27 protein-coding genes and 1 pseudogene are annotated in these 26,109 nt (G+C 73.6%); 18 read left to right on the forward strand and 10 right to left on the reverse strand.

Features of this window, described 5'->3' with window-relative positions; translation table 11 throughout:
• Positions 1–88 precede the first annotated feature (88 nt).
• Positions 89–1,018, reverse strand: a complete 930-nt coding sequence (locus tag OG199_RS10315) for a M48 family metalloprotease (protein WP_356798301.1) — start codon at positions 1,016–1,018, stop codon at positions 89–91.
• A 253-nt stretch (positions 1,019–1,271) separates the two neighbouring features.
• A pseudogene (locus OG199_RS10320) lies at positions 1,272–1,634 on the reverse strand (BlaI/MecI/CopY family transcriptional regulator); the annotation flags it as partial.
• Positions 1,635–1,752: 118 nt separating this feature from the next.
• Between OG199_RS10320 and OG199_RS10325 the strand changes: the two are divergent.
• The 4 genes from OG199_RS10325 to OG199_RS10340 all read left to right on the forward strand — a co-directional run bounded on the left by OG199_RS10325 (position 1,753) and on the right by OG199_RS10340 (position 5,262).
• The gene (locus OG199_RS10325) at positions 1,753–2,448 is read left to right on the forward strand and encodes a DedA family protein (RefSeq protein ID WP_401805833.1); all 696 of its coding nucleotides are present in this window, start codon (positions 1,753–1,755) and stop codon (positions 2,446–2,448) included.
• Entirely contained in the window at positions 2,445–3,050 is a 606-nt protein-coding gene (locus tag OG199_RS10330) for a phosphatase PAP2 family protein (RefSeq protein WP_356798305.1), read from the forward strand. The genes OG199_RS10325 and OG199_RS10330 overlap by 4 nt, the downstream gene beginning before the upstream one ends.
• Positions 3,051–3,226: 176 nt before the next feature.
• The gene (locus OG199_RS10335; RefSeq protein WP_401805831.1) at positions 3,227–3,901 is read left to right on the forward strand and encodes a response regulator transcription factor; all 675 of its coding nucleotides are present in this window, start codon (positions 3,227–3,229) and stop codon (positions 3,899–3,901) included.
• Positions 3,898–5,262, forward strand: coding sequence for a sensor histidine kinase (locus OG199_RS10340; protein WP_401805829.1), 1,365 nt, complete (start codon positions 3,898–3,900; stop codon positions 5,260–5,262). The genes OG199_RS10335 and OG199_RS10340 overlap by 4 nt, the downstream gene beginning before the upstream one ends.
• A 363-nt stretch (positions 5,263–5,625) precedes the next feature.
• On the opposite strand, the gene OG199_RS10345 is transcribed toward OG199_RS10340, so the two are convergent.
• From OG199_RS10345 to OG199_RS10355, 3 genes are all read right to left on the reverse strand, one after another.
• Complete coding sequence (locus tag OG199_RS10345) at positions 5,626–6,462, reverse strand: hypothetical protein (RefSeq protein WP_401805827.1); 837 nt, start codon at positions 6,460–6,462, stop codon at positions 5,626–5,628.
• A 188-nt stretch (positions 6,463–6,650) separates the two neighbouring features.
• Positions 6,651–7,589 carry a lysylphosphatidylglycerol synthase domain-containing protein gene (locus OG199_RS10350; protein WP_401805825.1) on the reverse strand — a complete coding sequence of 313 codons (939 nt, stop codon included), beginning with the start codon at positions 7,587–7,589 and terminating at the stop codon, positions 6,651–6,653.
• 5 nt (positions 7,590–7,594) lie between these two features.
• Positions 7,595–7,795 carry a hypothetical protein gene (locus OG199_RS10355; RefSeq protein ID WP_401805823.1) on the reverse strand — a complete coding sequence of 67 codons (201 nt, stop codon included), beginning with the start codon at positions 7,793–7,795 and terminating at the stop codon, positions 7,595–7,597.
• Positions 7,796–7,961: 166 nt separating this feature from the next.
• On the opposite strand from OG199_RS10355, the gene OG199_RS10360 reads away from it, so the two are divergent.
• From OG199_RS10360 to OG199_RS10375, 4 genes are all read left to right on the forward strand, one after another.
• Positions 7,962–8,345 carry a BlaI/MecI/CopY family transcriptional regulator gene (locus tag OG199_RS10360; protein ID WP_356798319.1) on the forward strand — a complete coding sequence of 128 codons (384 nt, stop codon included), beginning with the start codon at positions 7,962–7,964 and terminating at the stop codon, positions 8,343–8,345.
• Positions 8,342–9,238, forward strand: a complete 897-nt coding sequence (locus OG199_RS10365) for a M56 family metallopeptidase (RefSeq protein ID WP_401805821.1) — start codon at positions 8,342–8,344, stop codon at positions 9,236–9,238. The genes OG199_RS10360 and OG199_RS10365 overlap by 4 nt, the downstream gene beginning before the upstream one ends.
• Before the next feature lie 264 nt (positions 9,239–9,502).
• Positions 9,503–9,850, forward strand: a complete 348-nt coding sequence (locus OG199_RS10370; RefSeq protein ID WP_356798323.1) for a VOC family protein — start codon at positions 9,503–9,505, stop codon at positions 9,848–9,850.
• 256 nt (positions 9,851–10,106) lie between these two features.
• Positions 10,107–11,330: a bifunctional class I SAM-dependent methyltransferase/NUDIX hydrolase gene (locus tag OG199_RS10375; RefSeq protein WP_405829175.1), complete on the forward strand. Its 1,224-nt coding sequence runs from the start codon at positions 10,107–10,109 to the stop codon at positions 11,328–11,330.
• A gap of 278 nt (positions 11,331–11,608) precedes the next feature.
• Here the strand turns inward: OG199_RS10375 and OG199_RS10380 are convergent, their stop codons facing one another.
• Both OG199_RS10380 and OG199_RS10385 read right to left on the reverse strand, forming a co-directional pair.
• Positions 11,609–12,736 carry a HAMP domain-containing sensor histidine kinase gene (locus tag OG199_RS10380; protein ID WP_356798327.1) on the reverse strand — a complete coding sequence of 376 codons (1,128 nt, stop codon included), beginning with the start codon at positions 12,734–12,736 and terminating at the stop codon, positions 11,609–11,611.
• A 2-nt stretch (positions 12,737–12,738) separates the two neighbouring features.
• Positions 12,739–13,512 (reverse strand): response regulator transcription factor, encoded by a 774-nt coding sequence (locus tag OG199_RS10385; RefSeq protein ID WP_356798329.1) that lies wholly within the window; start codon positions 13,510–13,512, stop codon positions 12,739–12,741.
• Between the two features lie 104 nt (positions 13,513–13,616).
• On the opposite strand from OG199_RS10385, the gene OG199_RS10390 reads away from it, so the two are divergent.
• From OG199_RS10390 to OG199_RS10400, 3 genes are all read left to right on the forward strand, one after another.
• On the forward strand, positions 13,617–14,351 hold the full coding sequence (locus OG199_RS10390; RefSeq protein ID WP_405829177.1) for a glycosyltransferase family 2 protein: 735 nt from the start codon (positions 13,617–13,619) through the stop codon (positions 14,349–14,351).
• Positions 14,348–14,965: a DUF2064 domain-containing protein gene (locus OG199_RS10395; RefSeq protein ID WP_405829179.1), complete on the forward strand. Its 618-nt coding sequence runs from the start codon at positions 14,348–14,350 to the stop codon at positions 14,963–14,965. Before OG199_RS10390 ends, OG199_RS10395 begins: the two co-directional genes overlap by 4 nt.
• 722 nt (positions 14,966–15,687) lie before the next feature.
• Complete coding sequence (locus tag OG199_RS10400; protein WP_405829181.1) at positions 15,688–16,458, forward strand: class I SAM-dependent methyltransferase; 771 nt, start codon at positions 15,688–15,690, stop codon at positions 16,456–16,458.
• Positions 16,459–16,807: 349 nt separating this feature from the next.
• Here the strand turns inward: OG199_RS10400 and OG199_RS10405 are convergent, their stop codons facing one another.
• A complete protein-coding gene (locus OG199_RS10405; RefSeq protein ID WP_405829182.1) occupies positions 16,808–18,088 on the reverse strand; it encodes a molybdopterin-dependent oxidoreductase in 1,281 nt (426 codons plus the stop codon).
• Between the two features lie 113 nt (positions 18,089–18,201).
• On the opposite strand from OG199_RS10405, the gene OG199_RS10410 reads away from it, so the two are divergent.
• Both OG199_RS10410 and OG199_RS10415 read left to right on the forward strand, forming a co-directional pair.
• A complete protein-coding gene (locus OG199_RS10410; protein WP_405829183.1) occupies positions 18,202–19,599 on the forward strand; it encodes a hypothetical protein in 1,398 nt (465 codons plus the stop codon).
• Between the two features lie 56 nt (positions 19,600–19,655).
• On the forward strand, positions 19,656–20,276 hold the full coding sequence (locus OG199_RS10415; RefSeq protein WP_356798338.1) for a TetR/AcrR family transcriptional regulator: 621 nt from the start codon (positions 19,656–19,658) through the stop codon (positions 20,274–20,276).
• 102 nt (positions 20,277–20,378) lie between these two features.
• On the opposite strand, the gene OG199_RS10420 is transcribed toward OG199_RS10415, so the two are convergent.
• Both OG199_RS10420 and OG199_RS10425 read right to left on the reverse strand, forming a co-directional pair.
• Positions 20,379–20,981 carry a GPP34 family phosphoprotein gene (locus OG199_RS10420; RefSeq protein ID WP_356798340.1) on the reverse strand — a complete coding sequence of 201 codons (603 nt, stop codon included), beginning with the start codon at positions 20,979–20,981 and terminating at the stop codon, positions 20,379–20,381.
• Between the two features lie 251 nt (positions 20,982–21,232).
• Positions 21,233–21,535 (reverse strand): muconolactone Delta-isomerase family protein, encoded by a 303-nt coding sequence (locus tag OG199_RS10425; RefSeq protein ID WP_356798342.1) that lies wholly within the window; start codon positions 21,533–21,535, stop codon positions 21,233–21,235.
• A gap of 173 nt (positions 21,536–21,708) precedes the next feature.
• On the opposite strand from OG199_RS10425, the gene OG199_RS10430 reads away from it, so the two are divergent.
• The 5 genes from OG199_RS10430 to OG199_RS10450 all read left to right on the forward strand — a co-directional run bounded on the left by OG199_RS10430 (position 21,709) and on the right by OG199_RS10450 (position 26,017).
• Positions 21,709–22,632: a LysR family transcriptional regulator gene (locus tag OG199_RS10430; protein ID WP_405829186.1), complete on the forward strand. Its 924-nt coding sequence runs from the start codon at positions 21,709–21,711 to the stop codon at positions 22,630–22,632.
• A 206-nt stretch (positions 22,633–22,838) separates the two neighbouring features.
• Complete coding sequence (locus tag OG199_RS10435) at positions 22,839–23,552, forward strand: SDR family oxidoreductase (RefSeq protein ID WP_356798346.1); 714 nt, start codon at positions 22,839–22,841, stop codon at positions 23,550–23,552.
• A gap of 26 nt (positions 23,553–23,578) precedes the next feature.
• Entirely contained in the window at positions 23,579–23,950 is a 372-nt protein-coding gene (locus OG199_RS10440; protein ID WP_356798348.1) for a nuclear transport factor 2 family protein, read from the forward strand.
• A 235-nt stretch (positions 23,951–24,185) separates the two neighbouring features.
• Positions 24,186–24,725, forward strand: coding sequence for an ArsR/SmtB family transcription factor (locus tag OG199_RS10445; protein WP_405829188.1), 540 nt, complete (start codon positions 24,186–24,188; stop codon positions 24,723–24,725).
• A complete protein-coding gene (locus tag OG199_RS10450) occupies positions 24,722–26,017 on the forward strand; it encodes an MFS transporter (protein ID WP_405829189.1) in 1,296 nt (431 codons plus the stop codon). Before OG199_RS10445 ends, OG199_RS10450 begins: the two co-directional genes overlap by 4 nt.
• The last annotated feature ends 92 nt before the right edge of the window (positions 26,018–26,109 follow it).

Here is a 26,109-nt window from a genome sequence, read left to right on the forward strand (position 1 = left end):
ACGCGCTCACGCTCCGCGCGACCGATCCCTGCCCCGCCCCTGCCCCGCCCCGGCCCCGACGCTGCAACGGCGCCCGTGGCGGGAACCGTCAGCGGGGCTCCTCGCCCTGGGCGACCTCCACCTCGTGGTGGAAGGCGAGGACGCCGGTGACCGCCGTGCCGGCCGAGGCGGTCGCGCAGGCGGCCAGCAGAAGGGCGATCCAGGGGGCGGCGCGGCGGCGCTGCCCAGGAGCCGCGAGGAGGGCCGCGACCCGCTGGGGCACGGGTCCGGTGGTGGCCGCGGGGGCGAAGTCGGGGCGCCCGGAGCGGGCGGAGGAGGCGGCGAGGGCGGCACGCGCGATGGCGCGCGCGGTCAGCCGCCGGTCCCCCACCACGGCGGCGGCGGCCTCGTCGGCGGCGCGTTCGGCGGCGAGCGCGATGACCGCGCGGACCGGACGCAGCCCGGGATGGCAGTGCGCCGCGAGCTCGGCGAGGACGAGGAAACGGTGGTGGCCGCCGGCGTTGTGGGCCCGCTCGTGGGCGAAGAGCACCTCTCGTTCGTCGGCGCCGAGGCTGCGGAGCATTCCCGTCGTGACGACGATGCGGTGGGGGCGGCCGGGCAGCGCGTACGCGTCCGGGTGGGGCGACTCGATCACGCACAGGTCGCCCGCCGCGGGGCGGCCGTCGGCCTCGCTGCGGGCCGCGCGGAAGGCGCGCAGCTGCCGCAGGGCGGAGCGGACGAGGGTGCCGGCGCCGAGGGTCAGCAGGCCGGTGGCGGCCGTCGCCAGAGGGAGGACGACGAGGTCGGACGGGGTGCGCAGCGGCTGGACGAGGTCGCCCAGGCCCGCGAGGAACGGCAGCTTGAGCAGGCCGGTGAGGACCAGTGCGCCGAGGGCGGCCACGGAGGAGCCGGCCAGCACGAGGACCGTGAGGGTCAGCGCCCACAGCGCGGCGACCGGCGTGAGCCGGTCGAGGCAGCGCCGGGCCGCCGCCGGTACCGCGAAGGGCACCAGGAGCGGGATGAGCAGCAGAGCGGTCATGACCCACCGATCGTAGTTGCGTGCCAGGTTCCGGTTACTGGTCCTGCTCGCCGCGTCCGCGTTCCGGGCGTCCACCTGACGCCGGCCGTCCGTCCGGTGCCGGTTGCACGTCCAGTGTCGGCCGTCCGTCCAGTGTCGGCCGTCCGTCCGATGCCGGATGCCCGTCCGATGCCGGATGCCCGTCCGGTGCCGGTTGCCCGTCCGGTGCCGGTTGCCCGTCCGGTGCCGGCTGTCCGTCCGATGCCGGATGCCCGTCCGGTTCCAGCAGGCCGCGCAGGAGACGCTCGTCGTCGGGGCTGAGCTGGGCGACGAACCGGGCCAGCGCCGTCTCGCGGTCCTCGTCCCGGTCGAGCTCGGTGTGCATACGGCGAGCGGTGAGCCCGTGCGGGTCCTGGACGGGGTGGTAGGCGAAGCCGCGGCCCTGTCGTTCCCGGCCGACGATCCCCTTCTCGTGCAGCCTGGACAGGATCGTCGTCACCGTCGTGCGGGCCAGACCGGTCCCCAGCCGCGTCTGCACCCCGCCCGGCGTGAGGGGTGCGTCGGCGGCCCAGAGGGCGGCCATGACGGAGGCCTCGAGCTCACCCGCCGGCCGGCGTTCGTCCTTCGCGCTGGTCATGGGAACGATCCTCACCCCGATATCGTCTACAGTTCAGTAGACCGTCTACAACATTGTAGTCAGTCGGGTGTCGTCACGACCACACCCGTCCCTGTCCAGTATGAGAGGGCTCGCGACGATGGCCGCACCTTTGTTCGCAGCGTCACAGCTCGCCACACATCTCGGGTCACAGCTCGCGGTGAACGTGCTCAGCGCCCAGTCCCTGCTCGCCGCCTTCGGCGTACTGGGGGTGGGCGTGGTGATGTTCGCGGAGACGGGCCTGCTGATCGGCTTCTTCCTGCCCGGTGACTCGCTGCTGTTCACGGCGGGCCTGCTCTGCACGGGGTCGGGCCAGGGCGGTCTGAAGCTGTCGCTGCCCGCACTGCTGGTCGCCGCCGCGGTCGGCGCGCTGGCCGGCGCCCAGTGCGGTTATCTCATCGGGCGCAAGGCGGGCGGCGCCCTGCTGGCCCGCAGCGGCTCGCCCCGGTTGCACGCGGGAGCGGAGCGCGCGGAGGAGCTGCTGGAACGGTACGGGCACGCGAAGGCGATCGTGCTGGCCCGCTTCGTGCCGGTGGTCCGCACGGTGCTGAACCCGATGGCGGGCGCGCTCCAGGTGCCCGTCCGCACGTTCACCCTCTGGCAGGTCGTCGGCGGCCTCGTCTGGAGCCTCGGCCTCACCCTCGCCGGGTACGCGCTGGGCTCGTCCATTCCGAACGTCGACCGGTACCTTCTGCCGATCATCGCCGTGATCGTCGTCGTGTCGCTGATCCCGCTGGCCGCCGAGCTCCGCCGCTCGCGCAGGGCCGCCGCCGCGGAGAGGGGCGCACAGGGATGACGCTCGCGTTCGACGGGTCGTCGATCGACGGCTCCTCCTACACCTACGTCGTGGGCCTCGCCCAGGACGCACCGTCGTGGCTGGACACGCTGGTGCGGGCCTGGTCGACGTACGGGCTCGCGGTGTTCGCCGTCCTCATGCTCCTGGGCTGGTGGCAGGCGCGGCACCACAGCGCCCGGGCCGCGGTGATCGCGCTCATGGCGCCGGTGATCGTCGTGGTGGCCTACGGGGTGAACTCGGTGTTCAAGCTGCTCGTCCGCGAGGACCGGCCCTGTCGGAGCCTGCGGGTGAGGACGCTGGAGGCGTGTCCGGCGCCGGGCGACTGGTCGTTCCCCAGCAATCACGCGGTCATCGCCGCCGCGGCCGCGATCGCCCTGCTCTGCGTCTCCCGCCGGCTCGGCACCGTCGCCCTGGTGGCAGCCTGCGCGATGGCCGTCGCCCGGGTCTGGGTGGGCGCCCACTACCCGCACGACGTGGTGGCCGGCGTCCTGGTCGGCACGCTGATCGCGAGAGCACTGACGGCGTTCCTCGGCAGGGTCTCCGACCCGCTCGCGGGCCGGCTGACGCAATCGCGGCTGCGTCCGCTGCTGGCCCCGGCGTAGCGCCCCGGACAGACGTGACCGGCGACGGCACCGGCGACGGCACCGGCACGGCGTACCCCGTCGGACACCCGCGCATCGCCCGCGACGCCGTGCCGCCGCCGTACCGCCGCCGTACCGCCGTACCGCCGTACCGCCGTAAGGGAACGAAAACGGCTGGAGGAGGACCAAGGAGGACCATGCGCCACACGATCCTGGTCGTCGAGGACGATCACGCCCTGCGGGACGTCCTGCTGCGCGGCTTGCGCGACGAGGGCTTCGACACCCTGCCCGCCCCGGACGGCGCGACCGCGCTGCGGCTGGCCGGGGCCGGAGCCGGGGCCGGGGTCGCCGCGGCCGTGCTCGACGTCGGGCTGCCCGACGCGGACGGGCGGGACGTGTGCCAGGCGCTCCGGGCGAACGGCTTTCCCTCCCCCGTGATCTTCCTGACGGCCCACCATCACCTCACGGACCGGTTGGCGGGCTTCTCGGCCGGTGGCGACGACTATCTGCCCAAGCCGTTCCACCTCACCGAGCTGGCCGCCCGGCTGCGGGCGGCGCTCAGACGCGGCGGGTCCCTCCCGTCCGCCACGGCCGGTGACGTCGTCCTGGACCCGGTCGGGCACGGCCTCACCGTACGCGGCCACCGGGTCGCCCTCACCCCGACCGAGTTCCGGCTGCTGGCGGCGCTGATGGCGGGCTCCGGGGACATCGTGCGCCGACGGGAGCTGATCAGGGCGGCCTGGCCCGAGGGCGCCCAGGTCAGTGACAACACCCTGGACCAGTATCTGACCCGGTTGCGCCGCAAGCTCCGGGACGGCGGCAGCACGCTGACCGTCACCACCGCGCGCGGCATCGGCCACCGCCTGTCATGAGGGGCTTCGCGGCCCGGTGGTGGCCACGCACCCTGCGCGGGCGGCTCTCGCTGGTCGCGCTCACCACCGCGACGCTCCTCATGGTGATCCTCACCGTCGCCTTCAACACGGTCGTACGACATCACCTCCAGCACCAGGCGGACGACGAACTGCGCACCCGCGCCGCCGCCGTCGCGGCGACCGTCGACACCAGCACCTCGCGGGTCCGGGTCCTGGAGACCCCGGGCGAGGAGCTCCTCGACACGAACGTCTGGATCTACGCGGGCGGCAGGCTGCTCGAAAAGCCCTCGTCCGCCACCGGCACCGGCCCCCTGACCCGTGCCGCCGGCCGGCTCGCGGCGCGCGGCGGCCGCCACTGCGTGACCTCCCCCGGTCACCACGCCGTCCGGCTGTGCTCCCAGCCGGTGCCCGGCGGCAGGGGCGGCGCCGCCGTCGTCACCGCGCTGGACCTGTCCCCCTACCGCGGCTCGGCGGACACCCTGCTGCTCGCCTCCCTCGTCCTCGACTTCGCCATGCTCGTCTGCACCTACGGGCTGACCCGGCTGGCGGTGGGACGGGCGCTGCGTCCCGTACGCGAGATGACGGAGCAGGCCACCCAATGGAGCGCCATCACCTCCGAGGAACGTTTCGGCGGTGCGGGCCGCCCCACCGAACTGGCCCGGCTGGGCGGTTCGCTGGACGCGCTCCTCGACCGCATCCGGGCCCTGCTGCGCCACGAGCGTCAGCTCACCCGGGAGCTGTCGCACGAGCTGCGCAATCCGCTCGCCCGTATCGTCGCCGAGCTCGACTGGTGGCGGGCCCGGCCGCGCTCCGCCGAGGACACCCTGGCCGTCCACGCGGCCGTCGCCGACGCGGCCCTGTCGATGCGCACGATCTGCGACACCCTGCTCGACGAGGCCCGCGACAGCGCGTCCACGGTGCCCGGTACGGCCTCGGTGGGGCCCGTGCTCGGACGTCTGGTGGACCGTCTCGGCAGTGCGCGCGGGCGGGTCGAGGTCGTCGTCACCGCTCCGGACGCCGGGCTTTCGGCCGGGGTGCCGGACGCCCTCCTGGAGCGGATCGTCAGCCCCCTGCTCGACAACGCGTTGCGGCACGCGCGCACCAGGGTCGGGATCCTGGCCCACGGGGAGCCCGGCGGCGTACGCGTCGAGGTCATCGACGACGGCCCCGGCGTACCGCCGTCGTTCGAGGGGCAGTTGTTCCAGCCCGGCCGTCGGGCCGATCCGGGGGACGGACACGGCGGAGCGGGCCTGGGACTGCCGCTCGCGCGACGTCTGGCCCGATCCGCCGGCGGGGAGGTGCACCACGACCCGCGGCAGACCTCCGGCGCGGTGTTCGTGGTCAGCCTGCCCGCGGGCTGAGCGGGCGCCTTGCGGCGGGCGGGCCGAGGACACGGTCCCGGTTCTCCCACGGGCCGCGAGCGCCCGCTCCCGGTTCTCCCACGGGCCGAGCACCCGCTCCCGGTTCTCCCACGGGCCGGGCCGAGCACCCGCTCCCCGGTTCTCCCACCGGCCGATCGGTCGCCTTCCCCGCACGCGGGGCCACCGGCCTCCCGAGGCAGAACGATCACCTCACGGCGGGCCGAGCACTCGGTTCTCCCGCGAGCCCCGCAAGCCCCACGAGCCCGTGGGCCCGGCGAGCCCATGGACCCGGCGAGCCCATGGGCCACCTCCCCCCACACACACATGCACAAGCGGCGTCGGCCCGCGCGCGGGCCGAGCGGGTCAGCCCTCGCGCGGGCCGAGCGCTCGCTCGGGCTCGGCGACGACGTCCTTGCGCGTCGTCGCGAGGTACACCACCAGGGCCAGGATGACGGCCAGGAACAGCACGCTGGTAATCACGGTGCCGAAGCCCAGGCCGCCGTCACCGGTGGGCTGCGAGAGGTAGTCACCGATCGAGGCGCCGAGCGGCCGGGTCAGGATGTAGGCGATCCAGAAGGCCAGGACGGCGTTCAGACCGAGCGCGAAGCGCGCGACGGCCACGGCGGCGATGGCGAGGCCGAACAGGACGGCGGAGACCCAGTATCCGAGGGCCATCCTCTCGGCGACCAGGTCACCGGCCGCGGTGCCCAGCGCGAAGGTGAACAGGACCGCCAGCCAGTAGTAGGCCTCGCGGGACACGGTGTCGATGCTGTGGATGGACAGCGTGCGCTCGCGGCGGTACCAGACGACGAAGACGATCGCGAGGGCGACGGAGAACACAGCGGTGCTGGTGGTCAGCGGTACGCCCAGGTTGTCGGTCAGGTTGTCGCTGATCAGGGTGCCGACGACGCTGATGAGGGCCACGGCGAGCCAGTAGACGCCGGGGTGGTAGGCCCTGGTGCGGAACTGGACGACGAGCACCACCGCCAGCAGCGCGCTCATCAGCAGCGACACGCCGGTCAGACCCATGCCCAGTTTCTCGTTCAGGAGGTCGGCCGCGGTCTCGCCGACCGTGGTGCACAGCACCTTGATGATCCAGAAGTACGCGGTGACCTCGGGAACCTTGTTCCAGCGCAGGCGGTGGCCGGGGGCGGCACCGGTGTGCGGGTACGCCCCGGACGTCTCGGAAGTCTCAGTCATGGGGCCCGACCCTGCCAGCGGGATCCTGAAAGCATCCTGACCGCGCGGCGGCCCTCCGCCGCACCCCGCACCACCCGGCCCCGCTCCGTCCCGCACCGGTTCACGCCCTCCCGGAGTCCACGGCTCACGACCCGGTGGCGGCACGGCCGACTTCCTGAACCCCGGCCGGCGAAAGCGGCCCCGTTCGCTCAGAGCACCCGGCGACGCGCCAGTACCGCCAGCACGACCAGGCCCGGCACCAGTGGCAGCCACACCGTCAGGAGCCGGTAGCCGAGGACCACGGAGGCCGCCGCGCCGCCCGGCGCCCCGGTCAGGGTGAGGGCCAGGGCGAGGGCCGCGTCCAGCGAGCCGATTCCGCCGGGGGTGGGCAGCAGCACGGCGGCGCTGCTCGCGGCGAGGTAGGCCAACGCCACCCGGGCCGGTGACACCGGGAGTTCGAGGGCCTGGGCGACCGCGACGACCACAGAGGCGTGCAGCGCCGCGAAGGCCAGCGAGCCGCCCCACAGCGCGGCCGCGCGCGCCGGGATCTCGTGCACGGCGCGCACGTCGGCCAGGACGGCCCGCACCGCGCGCCGCGCCGGCCCCCGCAGGAGCACGACGACGGTCAGGGCCACGACACCCGAGACCGCGACGACCGTCACGGAGAGGTCCGGCAGGCGCAGTACACCGGGGCAGGCCGACGCGAGGACGGCGATGAGGACGGCGCGCGCGACGGCTCCGGCCGTGGCCTTCACCCCCAGTGCGGTCGCCGACCGGGCGACCGGCAGTCCGCATCGGGTCAGGAAGCGCAGGTTGACCGCGCCCGCCCCGAGGCCGGCGGGCAGCACGTGGTTGGCGGCGGACGCGGCGAACTGCGCGGCGACCAGCCGACCGGCGGGCAGGGCCCGGGGCACCGCGCCCTGCTGGGCGAGTGCCGAGCACACCCAGGTCCCTGCGGTCGCGACCGCCGCGACGAACAGCCAGCCGTGGTCGGCGACGGCCAGCCGGTCGGTCCCGGTCTCGATCACCGGCCAGTGGCGCCGCGCGAGATACGCGGCGCCGACCAGGACGGCGAGCGTCAGCGCGGCGTGCGGGAGGACCCGCCTGTTCAAGGGTGTCGCGGTGGTGCCGGGCGGGAGGGACGCCATGCCGCTCAGCCTCCCTGGTCGGCGGGGACGAGGCGTACGCGCCGGCGGCCGGCGGCGTGCGGTTGCCCGGTGCGGGCGTACGCGGGTGGGTGGCCGCCCGGCGCGATGCGCACGCCGACCGGCGTCCGCTGTCCGGCCCGCACGACGGGTGCGCCGCGCACGACGGGTGCGCCGCCGGCGAGCGGCGGGTACACGGTCTTGACCATCGTCCACCTTTCGCCCTACAGATTGTAGGGTTCCGCACCCTACAAGACGTAGGGTGCGAGGTCGAAGTCGTAGGAAAAACAGGTCGGATCGGAGTGAAACGGGTGGGGGCGCTCTCCGCCGGTCCTCACCACCGTCCGCACTACTACGCGCTGTAAGGTGGCGAACATGGCTGGCACAGGCCCCCACGGGAGGGCGGAACGGCGCAGCGCCGGCGCGTTGGAGAGCGAGGTCCTCGCCGCCCTCTGGGCCACGGACAAGGCCCTCACCCCCGCCGAGATACAGAGTGAGATCGGCGGTGGTCTCGCCTACAACACGGTGCACACCATCCTCAAGCGCCTGTACGACAAAGGTCTGGTGCTGCGGGACGTCGACGGTCGGCGCGGCGCGTACCGGCCCGCCAAGAACGCGGCCGAACTCACCGCCGAGGCCATGCACGAGGCACTGGACCGCGGGCCGGACCCGATCGCGGCCCTCCAGCAGTTCGTCACGGGGCTGAGCCCCCGGGAGGAAGAAGCCCTGCGCGACCTCCTCGGGGGGAGCGGACCGTGAGGATCAACGTCTACCTCCCTCTCTTCCTGCCGCTGCTGCTGACGGCCGCCGCGGCACAGGTGGGCCGGCGGATCTCCCCCGCGCCGGCCGCCCGCGTCCTCACCGTCGCGGCCGTACTGACGGCTGCCGCCTCCACCTGGGCGCTGCTCCTGCTCGCCGCCACCCTCGTCAACGAGGCGCCGCTCGTGGCCACCGAGACCGGTGAGACGGGCCGGCGCCTGCCCGAACCGGTGCCGGTGGCGATCGCCGTCGCCGCGATCACCCTCCTCTGGCTGATCGCCTTCCGGCTCGTACGGGCCCTGCGCGCCCACTGGGCGACCCGCCGCGTCCTTGAACGGCTGTGCGAGGGACACCCTCCGGACAGCGAACTCGTCGTCGCCGCGTCCTCCACCCCGCGGGCCTTCGCGATCCCGGGGACGCCGGGCCGGATCCTGGTCACGTCCGCCATGCTCGGCGCGCTGGAACCGGCCGAGCGGCGGGTCCTGCTGGCCCACGAGCGCGCCCATCTCACCCACCGGCACTCGATGCTGTCGACCGCCGTGACACTGGCCGCCGCGGCCAACCCGGTGCTGGGGCCGGTGCGCACCACCGTCGCCTTCCTCGTGGAGCGCTGGGCCGACGAGGAAGCGGCGCGCAGCGTCGGGGACCGGCGTACCACCGCGCGCGCCCTCGCCCGGGCCGCCCTGGTGGCGCAGCGGGCCCGGCCGAGCTGCGCCCTGAACTTCTCCGAACACGCCGTCACCCGCCGGATCGCCGCGCTGCAGACGACTCCGCCGCCCAACCTGTGGTCCATCGGCGTGGCCGTACTGGCGCTCGCCGCCCTGTCCGCGTTCGGCGCACTGGACGCCACCGGCGACCTGCTGCGCCTGCTGGGCGAGTCACTCGCCTACTAGGCGTGTCCGGTGAATGGTCATGGGGGGGCGGTCCCTTGAAGCGGATGGCCGGCGGCTGGATCGGCCTTTGTTCGGAGCCGTTGGCCGGAACGGCCTTCCGCGCTCCTGCGACATGCCGGTGGGCTCGTCAGGTGGTGGAGCCGACGCTCACCCGGCTCCCGTCCGGACGGCCCTCCTCATCGGCCGAAGTGCGTGCGGCGGTGGACGTGCCGTAGTACTCCTGAGGAGACGCAAGGACAGGTTCGTTCCCGTTTGGAGTCATCGATGGCCGTTCGCCGAGTCGTGCCCAACATCCGGTCGGAGACCCCGCAGGAGAGCCGGGAGTTCTATGGCCTGCTGGGCTTCGAGGAGGTCATGAACCACGGCTGGATCATGACGCTCGCCTCACCGTCCAGTCCGGCGGCGCAGGTCAGCGTGATGACCAGCGACAAGACCGCACCTGTCGTCCCCGACCTGAGCGTCGAGGTGGACGACGTGGATGCGGCTCACGCGGTCATGCGGGAGAGCGGTGCGGAGATCATTCACCCCTTGCAGGACGAGGAGTGGGGCGTGCGGCGGTTCTTCGTTCGCGACCCCGACGGACGGGTGGTCAACGTGCTGGGCCATCGCTGACGGCCCTTCGAGCCTCCGCTGAAAGTACTGGCCACAGCCACCCGTTGACGGCCGCGGCCAGGACAGTCGCGTCATGCTGGACAGCGAGTTTCTCGTAGCGCGTGGCTACTGCCGATGTCCTTGAGCCGGTTGATGCCACACTCCAGCGCTGCCGCCTGCCCCATAGCGGTAGGCGTCCCAGCTTCCTGCCTCTCGGCATCAAGGGCTCCGACCTGGCCCACTGCGCGGGCCACCCATCCTGAAACGGGAGTTTCTCGTGTCTGTTGAGGACCTCAACGCCGACGCCTGGACCATCTACGGCCAACGCCAGCTGAACCGTCAGTACATGCCACCTGTCCCGCAACAACTGAACTGGACGTTCTGGGACGGCATCGGCCCCGGGGCCGAGATCCTCGGCAACATCGCCGGCCAACGCGTACTGGACATCGGCTCCGGTGCCGGCCACCACGCCGTGCACCTGGCCCGAGCCCGCGGCGCGCACATGACCGCCATCGAGCTCTCGCCCACCCAGCACCAGCGCGCCCTCGGCACCCACGCCCACGTTCCCCACGTGCACTTCGAGCACGGTGACGTCGTCGACTACCTCCGTACCGCCACTCCCTTCGACGCCGCGTACGCCATCGGCACCCTCGCCTTCACCGACCCGCACCGCACTCTGCCCGCACTGCGCAACGGCCTGCGGTCCGGCGCACCGCTGGTCCTCTCGCTCCTTCATACGGATCTGCACGGCCGCGAGCCCTCCACGGCGGTCGAGCCACGGGAGCAGATGATCCAGCTCCGGGACGACCCACCCCTGCCCACCCGGATGTGGGTCCTGGCACCGCAGCTCTGGGAGGACCTACTCACCGAACACGGTTTCCGAGTCGAGGCCATCGACCTCTTCCGCCACCCCGACGAGAACGTCCCCGTAGTGCAGCAGCTCATCCGCGCCCGCCGCCTCTCTGACCGGCCCGTACGCATCTCCAGTCGCCCCCGCACCACCCGGTCCCCCGTACCGCACGCTGCCATCGGCGTCGGCGCGATCGTTCTCAGCGACCAAGGCGTCCTCCTGGGCCGCCACCGTCACGGCACCCTCGAACTGCCCGGCGGAACCGTCGAAGCCGGGGAGTCCCTCGAAGCAACCGTGATCCGTGAACTCGCCGAGGAGACCGGCCTCACCGCCCGGCCCGACGACGTCACCCTTCTGGGCACGCTCGTCGACCACGTCGAAAACGTCGTACGGGTCACCGTCGGCGCCCTTGTCAGCGCCTGGCAGGGCCGGCCGGCCACACAACCGGACGAGAGCGTCGGCGACTGGGCCTGGTACCCCCTGGATCAGCTGCCCGACGGCCTGTTCGTATGCAGCGCGCAGATCCTCGCCGCCTGGCGTCCTGACCTCCCCATCGACCACACGCCCGCACACTTCACCCCCTACGCCCGCCGCCCAACACCCAGGACGACCGCGCCGACCGCAACCGACGACACCCCGCCGACTTCGTAGTCACGTTCCGCTGAGGGCGCTCGGCGCGTGTGCGCGTCCAGGGCGGCGATGATCTCGGGCCAGAGTTCGCGGGGGCGGTCGTGTCCCCTGCCGGGGAGCAGCAGGAGCCTCGTTCCGGGAGCGACTTCAGTATCGACGTGCTGCGAGTGCCGCAGCGTCGCCCGGCTGCGCGCCCCCGGTGTACGCGGCGCCCCGCTGCGCCCGGTGTACGCGGCGCCCGGCGGGGCCTTCGGTGGGGGATCGACCGGGGCCCCGACGTCACCGGTCATGGCAGTGTGTCATCGCGCCGACAGGGCGGGGCCGGCCAGCGGGAGGGTGACCTCGAAGCGGCAGCCGCCGGGGACGTTGTGCACGGCGGCCCGCCCTTGGTGGGCCTCCACGATGCCGCGGACGATCGCGAGGCCCAGTCCCGCCCCGGCGGGCGGGGTGCGCGCGTGGCTGCCACGCCAGCCGGTGTCGAAGACGCGCGGAAGATCCTCCTCGGGAATTCCCCCGCAGCCGTCGGTGACGGACAGCACCACGCCCTGGTCCGACCGCTCCGCGGCGATCGCCACCGTGCCGTCGGCCGGTGTCCGCCGGATCGCGTTGACGAGGAGGTTGCCGAGGACACGGCTCATCTCCTTGCCGTCCACCTCGACCGGCACCGGCTCGACACGGTCGCCGACCAGCCGCACCCCGTACTCGCGGGCGAGCGGGTCGGCGCCCGCGAGGGCGTCGCCCACGAGGTCGTACACGGAGATACGGGAGGGGGACAGGGCCAGGCTCCCCGCGTGTATGCGGGAGAGTTCGAAGAGGTCGCCCACCATCTCGTTGAGCCGTTCGACCTCGGTGCGCATCTGCCGCAGATAGCGGTTCGGGTCGGCGGCGACGCCGTCCTCCAGCGCCTCCGACATCGCGCGGAGCCCGGCGAGCGGGGTGCGCAGATCGTGCGAGATCCACGCGACGAGTTCACGGCGGGAGGTCTCCAGGGCCCGTTCGCGGTCCCGTGACTCGGCGAGCTTCACACTGGTGGCGGCCAACTCGCGCCCCAGGGCGGCGAGTTCGGCAGTCGCCGGACCGTCGGGGGCCGCGAAGTCACCGCCGTCGCCGAAGGAGCGGGCGGCCAGCGTCAGGTCCCGGCTGCGGGCCACGACCCAGCGGCCCAGCAGCAGCGCGGTGGCCAGCGAGACGACGGCCGCCATCGCCACCACCGTCGTGACGACGGTCAGGTCGTGCGAGGACAGGAACATCGCCCAGGCCACGGCGAGCGTTCCCGCGAGCATCGCGGTCACCCCCACGGCGGCGACCACGGCCAGCGACGCGGTCAGCGAACGCCGCCGGATCAGCCACAGCGTGCCCGCGCCGAGCAGACCGGCCCCCGCGGCGCCGAGAAAGGCGAAGAGGGCGATGAGCAGGATGTCACGCATGGTCAGACCGCCTCCGCGGACGTCGTGGCGTCGAAGCGGTAGCCCACGCCCCACACCGTCTGGATCAACCGGGGCCTCGCCGGATCGTCCTCGACCTTCCCGCGCAGCCGCCGTACGTGCACGGTGACCGTCGAGAGGTCGCCGAAGTCCCAGCCCCAGACCTCACGCATCAGGTCCTCGCGGCTGAACACCCGCCCGGGGTGCCGGAGAAAGAAGGCGAGGAGATCGAACTCCCTTGTCGTGAGCGCGAGTTCGACGCTCCCCTTGGTGGCTCGACGGGCGGCCGGGTCGAGGCCGAGACCGGCCGCGTGCAACGGGTGCGCGGCGGTCGCGGGGCGCGCGCGGCGCAGTACGGACTCCACGCGCAGCACCAGTTCCCGGGGGCTGAACGGCTTGGTGACGTAGTCGTCGGCGCCCACCTCCAGGCCCAGGATCCGGTCGTCCTCGTCGCCCCGCGCGGTGAGCATGATGACGGGCACGGGACCGCGTCCGCGCATCCGCCGGCACACCTCAAGACCGTCCATCCCGGGCAGCATCAGGTCCAGCACCACCAGGTCCGGCCAGTGCGCGGCGGCACGGGCGAGCGCGGCGGGCCCGTCCGCGGCACGGTCCACGAGGTAGCCCGCGCGGTCGAGGTAACCGGAGACGACCTCGGCGACGGTGGGGTCGTCGTCGACGACGAGGACACGCGCCGCGCCCCCGTGCCCGGCCCGGGCGGTTGCGGCGCCGGGTACGGCCTCGGGTCCGGTACCTGCGGATTCGTACGGCTCATGCATGGCTTCAGCCTCCCACCGGCTCCGGGTCCGCGCGGCCCTCCCCCGCGCGACGTCCGCGTTTCGTAAGGAGCCGGAGACCGATATGTCTCTTTCGCGTTCGTAGGGTGAGACCCGTGACGACCTCTCCCCCGGCGGACCCCGTAGTCGATGTGGTCCTGCCCTGTCTGAACGAGGCCGAGGCCCTGCCCTGGGTGCTCGCCCGCATTCCGTCCGGCTGGCGCGCGCTGGTCGTGGACAACGGGTCCACGGACGGTTCGGCGGAACTGGCCCGTGGCCTCGGCGCGACCGTCGTGCGCGAGACGCGCCGCGGGTTCGGTGCCGCCTGCCACGCCGGGCTGACCGCGGCCACCGCCGACATCGTGTGCTTCTGCGACTGCGACGCCTCCCTCGACCCGTCCCTGCTCGTGCCCTTCGTGCGCGAGGTGCGCGACGGCGCGGCCGACCTGGTGCTGGGGCGCCGACGCCCGCAGGGGCGGCGCGCGTGGCCCGCGCACGCCCGGGCCGGCAACCTCGCGCTCGCCCGGATGCTCCGCCGCCGTACCGGACTCGGCCTGCACGACCTGGGCCCGCTGCGGGCCGCGCGCCGCGAACCGCTGCTCGCGCTCGGTCTCACGGACCGCCGCAGCGGCTATCCGCTGCAGATGGTCGTCCGCGCCGCCGACGCCGGCTGGCGTGTCACGGAGCACGACGTGCCGTATCTCCCGCGCACCGGCGCCTCCAAGGTCACCGGCACCTGGCGCGGCACCTGGCAGGCGGTACGGGACATGCGCCGCGTGCTGGCGGAGCCGCCCGTCCCGTCCCGAGCCCCCGCCCCGTCCCCAGGAGGAACCACCCCGTGAGCACCCTGCTCGTCATCGCCAAGGAACCGCGGCCGGGACGGGTGAAGACCCGGCTCACCCCGCCGTTCACGCCCGGGCAGGCGGCGACGCTCGCCGAGGCGGCACTCGTGGACACCCTGCTCGCGGTGGCGGCGACGCCCGCGCGACGCCGGGTGCTGGTGCTCGAAGGCGCGCCGGGCCCCTGGCTGCCGCCCGGCATCGACGTCGTACCGCAGTGTGCGGGCGACCTGGACGAACGGCTGGCCGCCGCCTTCGCGGACTGCGCCGGACCCGCCCTGCTCATCGGTATGGACACCCCGCAGGTGACGCCGGAACTCCTCACCGTGGACTTCGCCGACTGCGACGCGTACTTCGGACCGGCCGAGGACGGCGGCTTCTGGGCCCTGGGGCTCGCCGTCCCGGACCCGGACCTGGTGCGGGGCGTACCGATGTCCACGGCCAGCACCGGCGCCGCGCAGCGGGAGCGGCTGACCGCGGCGGGGCTGCGTGTCCGCGATCTGCCGTGCCTGCGGGACGTCGACACGGCGTACGACGCCGGGCTCGTCGCCGCCGCGGCACCGGGCGGCCGGTTCGCCGCCGAACTGGCCCGGCTCGAAGCCGGGGCCCGGCGATGAGCGCGGCACGCGAACTCGCCCCCGTCCCCGGCCCTACGGGAGGCCCCACCGCCGGCCTCACGGGAGGCCCCGTCCCCGGCCCTACGGGAGGCCCCACCGCCGGCCTCACGGGAGGCCCCACCGCCGGTCCCACGGGAGGCCCCACCACCGGTCCCACGGGAGGCCCCACCACCGGTCCGACAGGAGGTCCCATCGCCAGTCCCACAGGAAGCCGGGCCTCCCGTCCCCCGGAAAGCCGGACCGCCGGTCCTGCGGAAGGCCGGACCGCTGGTCCCACGGGAAGCCGGGCCTCCAGCCCCACGGGTGGAGGGACCGCCGGTCCTACGGGGGGAGGGACCGCGGGCCGGACGTCGGCGACGACCGCGGCCACGCCTGCGCGCGGCGCGACGGGCGGAACGCCGGCCAGAACGGCTCCCGCGGACCGCGCGTCCGCCACCGCGCCGGGCCACCCCGAACCCGACCTCGCGGGGCGGCCCGAACCGGGCTTCACCGGAGAGGCCGGGTCCGGCCTCTCCCGACGCCCCGCACCTACCCCCACGCAGCGCCCCGGACAGGCCCTCGCACCACTCCCCGAACCCGACCCGGCCGAACACCCCGACCCGGACCTGCCACACCACCCCGAACCCACCCCCACGCAGCGCCCCGAACCCATCCTGGCCCGGCGCCCCGAACCCACCCCCGCCCCTGCCCGGCGCCCCGGACGACGCCCGGGACGGCGGCCCGTGCCCGACGCCTCCCCCGCGCCGTCGGCCGGCGAACAGGCCGCCCCCTGGTCCAGCGACCCGTACGCCGACGCGCTGCGTGTCGGTCGGGGCCCCCTCTATCTGCGCCGGACCGACGGCTGGCTGCTGCCGCTGGAGGTGGAGCGGTGGTGTGCCGGGGCCGACGCCGCGGATCTGGAGGTGCTGCGGCGCTGCGAGGGAGCCGTGCTCGACGTGGGATGCGGACCCGGCCGGCTCATCGCGGCGCTCGCCGCACAGGGCCGGCGAGCGCTGGGCATCGACATCAGCGAGGCCGCCGTCGAGCACACCGTCCGGCTCGGCGGACAGGCGCTGCACCGGTCGGTCTTCGAGTCCGTGCCGGGTGAGGGCCGCTGGGGCACCGCGCTCCTGATCGACGGCAACCTCGGCATCGGCGGCGACCCGGCGGCCCTGCTCGACCGTGTGGCCCAACTCCTGTCACCTGACGGTCTGTTGATCGTCGAGACGGTGCCCGTCGATGTCGACGAACGGGTACGGGTGCGCGTCGCCGACGGCCGGGGAGCCGCCGGGACGCCCTTCCTCTGGGCGCGCCTGGGCACCCCGGCGCTGCTCCGGCACGCGCGGCGCGCCGGCTGGCACGCCGACGGTCAGTGGTCGACCGGCGGCCGCTCCTTCGTCGCCCTGCGCAGCCGCAGCGCGAGCAGCGCGGCGGAACCGCCGAACAGCACCGCCGTGATCAGCAGCCAGCGGGTCAGGAAGCCGTCGCCCGGCAGGCCGGTGGCGGACCGGTAGCGGTCCGCCATCTGCCCGCTGACCAGCGGGAACCACATCAGCAGCAGAAGGCAGGAGAGGGCCGCCGGGACACGGACGTAGACCGTCCACTCCCGGCGGCCGACCGCGTGCAGCCCCCGTGCGAGGACCCGGTCCGCGCCCGCGTACAACGGCACGAGCACCAGGTCGTGCAGCAGCGCCGCGCCGACGAACCACAGCGTCACGCCGAACCAGTCACCGGCGAGCAGCCGCACCCCCGCGTACCCGGCGAGCGCGAAGGAGCAGGCCAGCAGGAGGATCTGCAGGGGACTGCCCAGAGGCGGCCTTCGGAGCGCGGGCAGCCGGCCGGCGAGAGACACGTACCGCTTCATCACAGATCTCCGAACGTCATCCGGGCCACCCATTTGGTGTTGAGCACACCGGGCGCCGCGGGAACGATGACGCGCGCCGGGTAGCCGTGGTCGGGGGTCAGGTCCTCGCCGTTGACGAACAGGGCGAGCAGGGAACGCGGGTCGCGCACCTGGTTGTGGCGCAGGGCGCCCCGGCGGAACGCTCCGTGCCGCTGGAGCGACTCCACCAGCACGTCGGGCGCCGTGCCGTGCTCGTACCCGACGAGCGCCGCGAGATCCCGCAGGGGCACACCCCGCCACCACTGGTCGGAGGTGGACCAGCCCTCCACGCAGGCGATGGGCAGTGCCGAGCTGTGCAGGGGCAGCCGCACCAGGTCGGCCCGGCTCAGCCGGACGGTCCCGGTGCGCCCGACGACGACGAGCCGCCAGGCGTCCTCGTCCGTCTCGCGCGCGTCGATCCCGGCGTAGGCGGCCGTCTTGTTGATCTGGAACCCGCCCGGCCCCGAGCCCGGTTCGGAGCCGCCGTGCGGGGCGAGCACCGCGGTCTGCCGCAGCGGCGCGTCGAAGCTGTGCCCGGCCGTCGTCACGAACAGGAGCAGCGAACCGCCGCCGACCAGCCCCACGGCACCGCGTCGTGACACGGTGGGTTCGGCCGGGTTCGGGGACACCAACTCGTCCTGCTCCGAGGGAAGTTCACCGGCCCCGGCGGCCGCGGGGGTGCCGTTCTCGGCGCGCATCCGGCGCACATTGCGCAGGGCCGCGGGTGTCTTCAGTACGGCGTGCGCGACGAAGGCGGCGATGAACACCCAGGCCCCGTAGAAGTGCAGCGGGTAGAAGGAGCCGGGGAAGAGGTAGTCGAGCTGGATGTTCAGCACGCCCGTCGTGAACTCGAAGAGCGCGCCGCCGACGAGCAGGAGCAGCGAGATCCGCTCCAGCGCGTGGGCGAGGGACCGGGCGGGCGGCAGCGTGAACAGCTTGGGGACGACCGACCACAGCTTCGCCAGGAGTACGGGGACGAGGGTGATCCCGAGCGTGACGTGGACGCCCTGGGTGAGCCGGTACAGCCACGACGGGTGCGTCGGCCAGGAGAAGAGATAGAGACCGAGGAGCCCCTTGTCGGGAGTCTGGTCGTTCACCGGGGCCAGGTCCGGGTTGTAGGCGGCGTACGACAGCAGTCCCGTCAGGAACAGCACCGTGATCCCGCCGAGCAGCACGATGCCGAGCACGGAGGTGAACCAGGGGCCGCGCACGGGACTGCGCCAGAACGCGGGCGAGGTGGGGAGGAGGGGAGGCCGTGGCATGCCCCGACCGTAGGGCGGAGAAGGCCCCCAAAAGGGTCTTCGAACCATGACGAAACCCTGACGTCCATCCCGGTGGCGGTGTCCCAGGGGGGATCGCGGCCTAGCGTGCCGGTGTGAACCGCGATCTTCTCCGCGACCGTCCCCGCGATCTCTCCCCCGGCCTCCCCCGCGGCTCGCTCCGCGATCTTCTCCTCGACCTGTCGGCGGTCCTCGCCGCCGCGCTGCTCGTCACGGCGGCCGCCCTGGTCGGCACCGCCGTCCAACGCCGTGACCACTCGCTCTTCGTAGGGTGGCCTCCCCTGTTCGCGCAGTGGGAGCCGCACGTCGGACCCGGTACCCCGGCCGCCCTCGTGGTCGCCGTCGCCGTCGTGGCGTACGGACCCCTCCTCGCCGCGCGCCTGCCCTGGCGCCCGCTGCTGTGCGTCGCCTGGGGCACCACGACGGCCTGGACGTTCTCCCTCGCCCTGGTCGACGGCTGGCAGCGCGGCATCGCGGGGCGGCTGACGACCACGAACGAGTACCTCACCGTCATCGACCGCTTCCACGACATCCCCGCCACGCTGCGGGACTTCACCCACCACATCGTGAGCCAGTCCCCCGCCCCCTGGCCCGCGCACATCGCCGGACACCCGCCCGGGGCCACCCTCACCTTCGTCCTGCTGGACCGGATCGGTCTGGGCGGTGGGGGCTGGGCCGGCGTGTGGTGCGTCACCGTCGGCTCGACGGCCGCGGTGGCGGTCCTGGTCACCGTGCGCGTGCTCGCTGGGGAGGCCCTCGCCCGCCGTGCCGCCCCCTTCCTCGTCCTCGCGCCGGCGGCCGTGTGGGTGGGCGCCTCCGCGGACGGGTACTTCGCGGCGGTCGCCACCTGGGCCGTCGCGTTCCTCGCCCTCGCGGTGACCGGTTCCCGCCCGCGGGCGGCCGGACTCGTCGCCGGGCTCCTGTTCGGCCTCACCGCGTATCTCTCGTACGGGCTGGTGCTGTACGCGGTGATCGCCGGCGCCGTCCTGCTGCTCGGCTCCCGACGGCTGCGTCCCCTCCCCTACGTGGTCGCCGGAGCGGCCGTGGTGCCGGTGGTGTTCACCCTGCTCGGCTTCGACTGGTGGGAGGCGTACCGTCTGCTGGTCACGCGCTACTACCAGGGGGTCGGCGGGGTCAGACCGTACGGCTACTGGGTGTGGGCGAACCTCGCGTGCACGGTGCTGATCGTGGGCCCGGCGACGGTGGCGGGGCTGCGGCGGGCCGGCGCCGCCCCGGTGCGCGGGGGCGTCCGCGGCTGTCTGCGCCCGACCGCCGCCGAACCCCGCCTCGCCCTGCTCGCGCTCGCCGCCCTGCTCGCCCTCCTCGCCGCCGACCTCTCCGGAATGAGCAAGGCGGAGACGGAACGCATCTGGCTGCCCTTCGCGATGTGGCTGCTGCCGGCCGCCGCCCTGCTGCCCCGGCCGCGCGTCTGGCTCGCCGCGCAGGCCGCCCTCGCCCTGCTCCTGAACCATCTGCTGCTGACCGGCTGGTGACCCCCTTCCCGGGGAGGCCCGGGTACGGGGTAGACGACCGGTCGTACACTGACCTCATGGGACGGACCAGCGACGCCCGCGAGAAGATACTCAGCACCGCGCAAGCGCTCATCGAGCTGCGCGGTTACTCGGCCCTGGGCGTGGCCGAGATCTGCAAGGCGGCCGGTGTGCCGAAGGGCAGTTTCTACTACTTCTTCGAGTCGAAGGAAGCTCTCGCGCTGGCCGTGATCGACGAGCACTGGACCGGCCAGCGGCAGGCCTGGGCGCGGATCCTGAACGGCGACGAGGAACCGCTGCGCCGGCTGTGGCTGCTGTTCGAGGCGACCGAGGCCGGCCAGCTCGCCGGGCAGCAGAGCTGCGGCACCGTCTCGGGCTGCCTGTTCGGGAACCTCACCCTGGAGATGAGCAACCACACCGAGGCCATCCGCACCCGGCTGCAGGAGATCTTCGACGAGCAGGTCGAGATGGTCGCCGCGGTCGTCGGCGAGGCGCTCGGGCGCGGGGAGGTCGCCGTGACCGACGCCCGGGAAGCTGCGCGGGCGGTGGTCGCCCAGCTGGAGGGGCAGGTGCTGTTCGCCAAGCTCTACAACAACACGCACCGGCTCGGCGCGCTGTGGGCGAACTGCCTGGCCCTGCTCGGCGCACGTCCGCCGCGGGAGGCCGTGGCCGCGGTCTGACCGCGCGCACGCCTGCCGACCGGCCGGGCGGGACTCCCCGGAAGGATCCACCGCCTCCTCGGCGTACCGGTCTTCAGCTGATCGCCCTTCGCCACCGCGTCGTCACGGTGCCCGCCAGATGTTGTCGAAGGCCGCGTTCTCGATGCTGCGCCGCTGCCGTACGGCTTCGAGTTCCGTCTCCGCGTCGTGCACGGCGTCCAGCACGGTCCCGACCGCTTCGCCGGCGGGAGCGGCACCCTCCCCGTCCGGGTGTTCGATGCCCACGGCGGCCGCCAGCCCGACCAGGACGGGATCACCCTTCGCCCAGCGGTCCTCCGCGTGACGCCGGGCCGGCGAGTCGACCCGTTCCGCCCGTCCGCCGCGCAGCGGGTTCCAGCGACGGCGTCCCGGGGCGACCGGTGTCTGCGCCTCGACGGCGGCCCGGTAGGCCGCGAACAGGTCACGCCCCCGGCGCCACAGCCAGTCCTCGACCGACTCGTACGGTTCCTGCCGGACGAGCGACGACACCGCCTCCGCCAGCAGGGCGTCGTCCATGGTCCACGCTGCGCCGGGCACGATGAGGTCGTCGTCCAGGGTGAGGGCCCCGGCCTCGATGAGGTCGACCAGCTCGGCCCCCGCGAGGGCCAGCGACAGGTCGCCCTGTCCGATGTCACGGCTGGACGTGACGTCCGTGGCGATGATCAGCAGGTCCTGCGGTGTGGTCATGTCGGACTCCACGTCGGAGACATCGGTGGCGAGTCGCAGGCGTCGGTGGCGCACGCGCACCGGCCCGGCCACGGCGCGGTTCCCAGGGCACCGCGCCCGCCGGGCTCCGGCACGACGTCCGCCGCCCCGCCCGTAGGGTGCGGCATCCCGTCCTACCACCATGTGGTGCGGGAGGCCGATACGCAGCACGGCCGCGGCCACGGTGGCCGTCACGGATGTCACGGCCCCCGTGGAGGTGGTGGCGGCCGTCGTCAGGACTCGGCGGCGGCCCGGCCGGGGTCGTTCGGGTGCGACTCCAGCGCGGTGACGTCCAGGGTCATCCAGGGGCGCAGCGGGAGCGTGCCGAGCACCTTCTCGTGGAGTTCGTCCTCGTCGGCGGCCCGCCAGATGCCGAGGCTGCGCAGCTCACCGACCGGGCGCCACAGCCGCGCCAGACGGCCGGTGGCGGCCAGCTCCCGGGCCCGGACGGCTTCGGCGGCACGCCGGCGGTCGACCTCGTCCTGGCTGGTGCCCTCGGGGATCGTGGTGGTGATCTCGACCAGGAACTCTCGCATGATCCCGCTCCGCTCGGTGGGGCGTCCGGCGGGTACCGGGACGCCGTGGATGGAGGGACGCCCGTGGTTCCAGGACCCGTGGACCTCCCTGCACTCATCCTCCGTCCGGCACCGGGACGGCGCCACGACCGGCTTCCTCCTCGCTGGGAGGCGCGGCCTCGCAGCGACGTAGCATGACGGACGTGGAGCTGCGCCAACTGCGGTATTTCGTCGCCGTCGCCGAGGAACTGAACTTCGGCCGGGCCGCCGAGCGCCTGCTGATCGCGGGCCCCTCCCTGTCCCAGCAGATCAAGGCACTCGAACGCGACTTGGGCGTACGACTGTTCGATCGCGACCGTCGCTCGGTCTCCCTGACCCCGGCCGGCGCGGCCCTGCTCCCGCACACCCGCGCGCTGCTGGACCGGGCCGAGGACCTCCAGCGGTGCGCCGAGCGGCTCTCCGGATCGGAATCGGTCCGGCTCGGCTACGTCAACTGGCTCCCGCCGGACCTGACCGCCCGCACCATCGGGGTGGCCCGGCTCCACCTCGACGCCTGGGTCGCCCCCTCCCACACCCAGGCCGCCCGGGTCGCCGACGGCAGCCTGGACCTCGCGGTCTGCTGGGTGCGGACCGAGGATCTGGAGCAACGCGGCCTGCACGCCCGCCTCCTCGGCGCCGACCGGCTCTACGCCGTCTCCGCCGGCGACGACACCGGCGAGGTGGCCGCGCGGGACACCGCAGTCCTCCTCGACGGCGACACCACCTCCTGGTCGTCCTGGAACGCCTACGCCGAACTGCTGGCCCGCGACACGGGGGCCCGCACGGTGCGGATCTCCGACGGCGGCGTCACCGGCCCCGCGTTCTTCGACCACGTCCGCCGCAGCGGCCGTCCGGTCGTCAACTCCCCCAAGGGGCAGACCACTCCACTGCCGCCCGACCTGGTCCAGCGCCCCGTCGTGGCACCGCGGATCCACTGGACCTGGTCCCTGGTCCGGCGCGCGAACGAGGACCGGCCCGCGGTCCTGGCCGCCGCCGAAGCCCTCTGCGCCGACGTCGGAGACCTGGGCCTCGACACCCCGGACTCCTGGCTGCCCGAAGGCGATCCGCACCGGCGCTGAGGCCAGGGTCTGCCGTTCCCGCCGGCCTGCGCTGGGAGGCTGCGCCTACCACCTGGGAGGAAACCCGTCCCGGCCAGGGCCCCGTGGGCCTTTGACTTCCCCCTCCGCGCACCCTACGGTCCAAATAGTCGACCGGTCGGCTAGCGATCCGCTGGCAGTCGGGGATCGGTCGAGGAACCCTCACCACACCTTTCGGAGAAGTCATCATGAGCTCTCAGGACCAGAAGGTCGCAGTCGTCACCGGTGCCTCACAGGGCCTCGGTGCCGGCATCGCCGAGGCGTACCGCAAGCTCGGCTACGCCGTCGTCGCCACCTCGCGCACCATCGCCCCCTCCCACGACGCGGGCATCCTGACCGTCCAGGGCGACATCGCCGACCCCGCCACCGCCGAGCGCGTCATCGCCGCCGGCATCGAACGCTTCGGCCGCATCGACACCCTCGTCAACAACGCCGGCGTCTTCGTCGCCAAGCCCTTCACCGACTACACCGCCGACGACTACGCCACCGTCGTCGGCATCAACCTCACCGGCTTCTTCCGCCTCACCCAGCTCGCCGTCGAGCACATGCTCAACCAGGGCGGCGGCCACATCGTCAACATCACCACCAGCCTCGTCGACAACGCCGACTCCAACGTGCCCTCCGTGCTCGCCTCCCTGACCAAGGGCGGCCTCCAGTCCGCCACCAAGTCGCTCGCCATCGAGTACGCCACCCGCAACATCCGCGTCAACGCCGTCTCCCCCGGCACCATCAAGACGCCCATGCACCCCGCGGAGACCCACGAAGTCCTCGCCTCCCTCCACCCCGTCGGCCGCATGGGCGAGCAGAGCGACATCGCCGACGCCGTCATCTACCTCGAGAACGCGCCCTTCGTCACCGGCGAGATCCTCCACGTCGACGGCGGCATGAGCGCCGGCCACTGAGTCCGCACGACGAGGGAAGGACCCCGATGAACAGCACGACGGACAACGAGGCGATCCTGCGCGGCGTCCTCGACCGGTGGAAAGCCGCCGTGGACGGCCACGAACCGGAGGAGGTGGCCGCCCAGTTCACCGAGGACGCGATCTTCCAGGGACTGCGCCCCTACAGCGTCGGCAGACCGGGCATCGCCGCCTACTACGACTCCCAGCCGCTCGGGATGGCGGCCGCGTACCGGATCCTCGAAACCCGGCGTCCGGCCGACCACCTCGTGCTCGGCTACCTGGCGGTGGACTTCTCCTTCACGGACCGGCCCACCGTCGGCGTCACGCTCGGCGTACTGGTCGAACGCACGGACGAGGGCTGGCGGATCGGCCACTACCAGGTCTCGCGACTCCCTTGATCCCTACCACCCTTGACCCGCGCCGGCGCTCGCCGGCGCGGGTCAGGGGCACGGGCGCACCGACCTGTCGGGCGGGCACGGGTGCGAGTGGTCGAGGCACAGAGAGTGCCGCCGGGATTGGTCCCGGTCCGATCTGTCCACTGTGCGGTGGCTTCGAGCGCGTGCCGGAAGCGGATTCCGGAGGTGCGCGCGTATCCCCTTGCGCAATGGTCAAGAATCGTTGACCATTGCTCGCATGCCTACCGACGATCTCCCCGAGACGTTTCACGTCACCACGGACGAGCAGTTGCGCGCCGTCTCCAGTCTCACGCGCCACCGGATCATGGCCGTGCTCCGCTTCGAGCCGGCGACGATCACGCAGATCGCCGAGCGGGTGGGCCTCGCGAAGGGGAGTTCCAGCTATCACGTACGGCTGTTGGAGCGGGCCGGCCTGGTGAAGGTGGTGCGGACGCGGAAGGTCCGGGGCGTCACCGAGCGGTACTACGCCATGGCCGCCCGGTCGATCGCGCTGCCGGACCCGGGCGAGGGAGGACCGGACGTGCTGATGCGGCATGCGGTGGCGGACCTGGAGGCGGCGCCCGCGGACGGCGGGCGGCACGTGCGGATGGCGCATCTGCGGCTCACCGAGGAGCAGTTCGCGGAGCTGGGGGCGCGGCTGGAGGCACTGGCGGACGAGTACCGGGAGCGGTCCGATCCGTCGCTGCCGGACGCCTCACTCGTCTTCGCACTGTTCCACCCGGCACCGCGCGAGCAGGCCGAGGGGGGCACCAAGTGACCTCAGGCGTTCGGAAGTTGCCGACCGGGTTCGGACGGCTGTGGACTGCGCAGACGGTGTCCTCGCTCGGTGACGGGGTGTCGCATGCCGCGCTGCCGCTGATCGCGTTGACGTTGACGCGGGACCCGATGGCGCTGGCCGTCGTCACGGCCGCGGGGACGCTGCCGTGGCTGCTCTTCGGGGTGCTCGGCGGTGCGCTGGTGGATCGCTGGGACCGTCGGCGCACGATGTGGGTCGCGGACGCGGCGCGTGCGGTGCTGCTCGCGATACCGGCGGCGGCGGCCGCGCTCGATGTGCTGAGCATTCCGCTGCTCGCGGCCGTCGCCTTCCTGCTCGGCCTCGGCGCGCTCTTCTTCGATACGGCCGCCACGGCCTTCCTGCCGGATCTGCTCCGCCGCGACCCCGCGCTCCTGGAGCGCGCCAACTCCCGCCTGCGCGGCGCCCAGACCGCCATGTCCGGTTTCGCCGGGCCACCTGCGGGCAGTGCGCTGCTCGCGCTCGGACGGGCGGTTCCGCTGCTGGCCGACGCGGTGTCGTTCCTGCTCTCCGCACTGCTCGTCCGTGCGCTGCCCGCCATGCCCCGGCCCGTACCGGAGGTGCGCGAGTCGCTGCTCCGGCAGGCGCGGGCCGGGGCCTCGCACGTCTTCCGGGACCGGTTGCTGCTCGGGCTCGCGCTCCGCCCGGCGGTCGGGAATGTCGCCTTCCTCGCCGTGGAGACCGTCCTCGCCCTCTTCGCGCACGACCGTCTCGGCATCGACACCTACGGCTTCGGCCTGCTCCTCACGGCGGAGGCCACCGGCGGTCTGCTCGGTGCGGGCATCGCCTCCTCCCTTGGCCGACGACTCGGCACCGGTACCGCGCTGACCTGCACGGCGGCCGTCGAAGGGCTTGCCATCCTGGGCCTGGCCGCGGCCCCGAACCCGTACGTGGCGGGGCTGGCGCTCGCCGTCTGCGGGGCCGGCATGGGCGCCACGATGGTGCTCGGCCCCTCCCTCCGGCAGGCGATCGTCCCGGCCCACCTCATGGGCCGGGTCGCCTCCACCTCCCGCATGCTGGCCATGTGCGCCGCCCCCCTCGGGGCCTTCCTCGGCGGCTGGCTGGCCACCGCCTACGACATCCGCACCCCGCTCTACGCCGCCGCCGGCCTCCTCCTGACGATGACGGCCGTCACGGCATCCATGACCAACAACCGCCGGGTCGAAGCGGCGCTGCGGGCCGCCGCCCCGGCCGGCGGCACGGATCACCCGGCATCCAAGGATCCCGCCCAGGAGGGCGCACCCGACCTGTCGTGACGCCTGCCACGAAGGCGTCACGACAACGTACCCGTGTCTCCGGCGTCCTCTCCGGGCCGTGGGGGCCCCGGTCCCCACACTCTTACTCATCA

This window comes from Streptomyces sp. NBC_01176, assembly GCF_045039825.1.
In the GTDB taxonomy this organism is placed as follows: Bacteria; Actinomycetota; Actinomycetes; order Streptomycetales; family Streptomycetaceae; genus Streptomyces.

What these genes read in the sequence shown, in the direction of transcription:
- OG199_RS10370 (WP_356798323.1), top strand. Translation starts at nt 9,503, where the DNA reads ATGGCCGTTCGCCGAGTCGTGCCCAACATCCGGTCGGAGACCCCGCAG.
- OG199_RS10335 (WP_401805831.1), top strand. Translation starts at nt 3,227, where the DNA reads ATGCGCCACACGATCCTGGTCGTCGAGGACGATCACGCCCTGCGGGAC.
- OG199_RS10315 (WP_356798301.1), bottom strand. Translation starts at nt 1,018, where the DNA reads ATGACCGCTCTGCTGCTCATCCCGCTCCTGGTGCCCTTCGCGGTACCG.
- OG199_RS10415 (WP_356798338.1), top strand. Translation starts at nt 19,656, where the DNA reads ATGGGACGGACCAGCGACGCCCGCGAGAAGATACTCAGCACCGCGCAA.
- OG199_RS10420 (WP_356798340.1), bottom strand. Translation starts at nt 20,981, where the DNA reads ATGACCACACCGCAGGACCTGCTGATCATCGCCACGGACGTCACGTCC.
- OG199_RS10430 (WP_405829186.1), top strand. Translation starts at nt 21,709, where the DNA reads ATGACGGACGTGGAGCTGCGCCAACTGCGGTATTTCGTCGCCGTCGCC.
- OG199_RS10360 (WP_356798319.1), top strand. Translation starts at nt 7,962, where the DNA reads ATGGCTGGCACAGGCCCCCACGGGAGGGCGGAACGGCGCAGCGCCGGC.
- OG199_RS10350 (WP_401805825.1), bottom strand. Translation starts at nt 7,589, where the DNA reads ATGGCGTCCCTCCCGCCCGGCACCACCGCGACACCCTTGAACAGGCGG.
- OG199_RS10345 (WP_401805827.1), bottom strand. Translation starts at nt 6,462, where the DNA reads ATGACTGAGACTTCCGAGACGTCCGGGGCGTACCCGCACACCGGTGCC.
- OG199_RS10380 (WP_356798327.1), bottom strand. Translation starts at nt 12,736, where the DNA reads ATGCGTGACATCCTGCTCATCGCCCTCTTCGCCTTTCTCGGCGCCGCG.
- OG199_RS10425 (WP_356798342.1), bottom strand. Translation starts at nt 21,535, where the DNA reads ATGCGAGAGTTCCTGGTCGAGATCACCACCACGATCCCCGAGGGCACC.
- OG199_RS10385 (WP_356798329.1), bottom strand. Translation starts at nt 13,512, where the DNA reads ATGCATGAGCCGTACGAATCCGCAGGTACCGGACCCGAGGCCGTACCC.
- OG199_RS10445 (WP_405829188.1), top strand. Translation starts at nt 24,186, where the DNA reads ATGCCTACCGACGATCTCCCCGAGACGTTTCACGTCACCACGGACGAG.
- OG199_RS10435 (WP_356798346.1), top strand. Translation starts at nt 22,839, where the DNA reads ATGAGCTCTCAGGACCAGAAGGTCGCAGTCGTCACCGGTGCCTCACAG.
- OG199_RS10440 (WP_356798348.1), top strand. Translation starts at nt 23,579, where the DNA reads ATGAACAGCACGACGGACAACGAGGCGATCCTGCGCGGCGTCCTCGAC.
- OG199_RS10325 (WP_401805833.1), top strand. Translation starts at nt 1,753, where the DNA reads ATGGCCGCACCTTTGTTCGCAGCGTCACAGCTCGCCACACATCTCGGG.
- OG199_RS10330 (WP_356798305.1), top strand. Translation starts at nt 2,445, where the DNA reads ATGACGCTCGCGTTCGACGGGTCGTCGATCGACGGCTCCTCCTACACC.
- OG199_RS10355 (WP_401805823.1), bottom strand. Translation starts at nt 7,795, where the DNA reads ATGGTCAAGACCGTGTACCCGCCGCTCGCCGGCGGCGCACCCGTCGTG.
- OG199_RS10405 (WP_405829182.1), bottom strand. Translation starts at nt 18,088, where the DNA reads ATGCCACGGCCTCCCCTCCTCCCCACCTCGCCCGCGTTCTGGCGCAGT.
- OG199_RS10340 (WP_401805829.1), top strand. Translation starts at nt 3,898, where the DNA reads ATGAGGGGCTTCGCGGCCCGGTGGTGGCCACGCACCCTGCGCGGGCGG.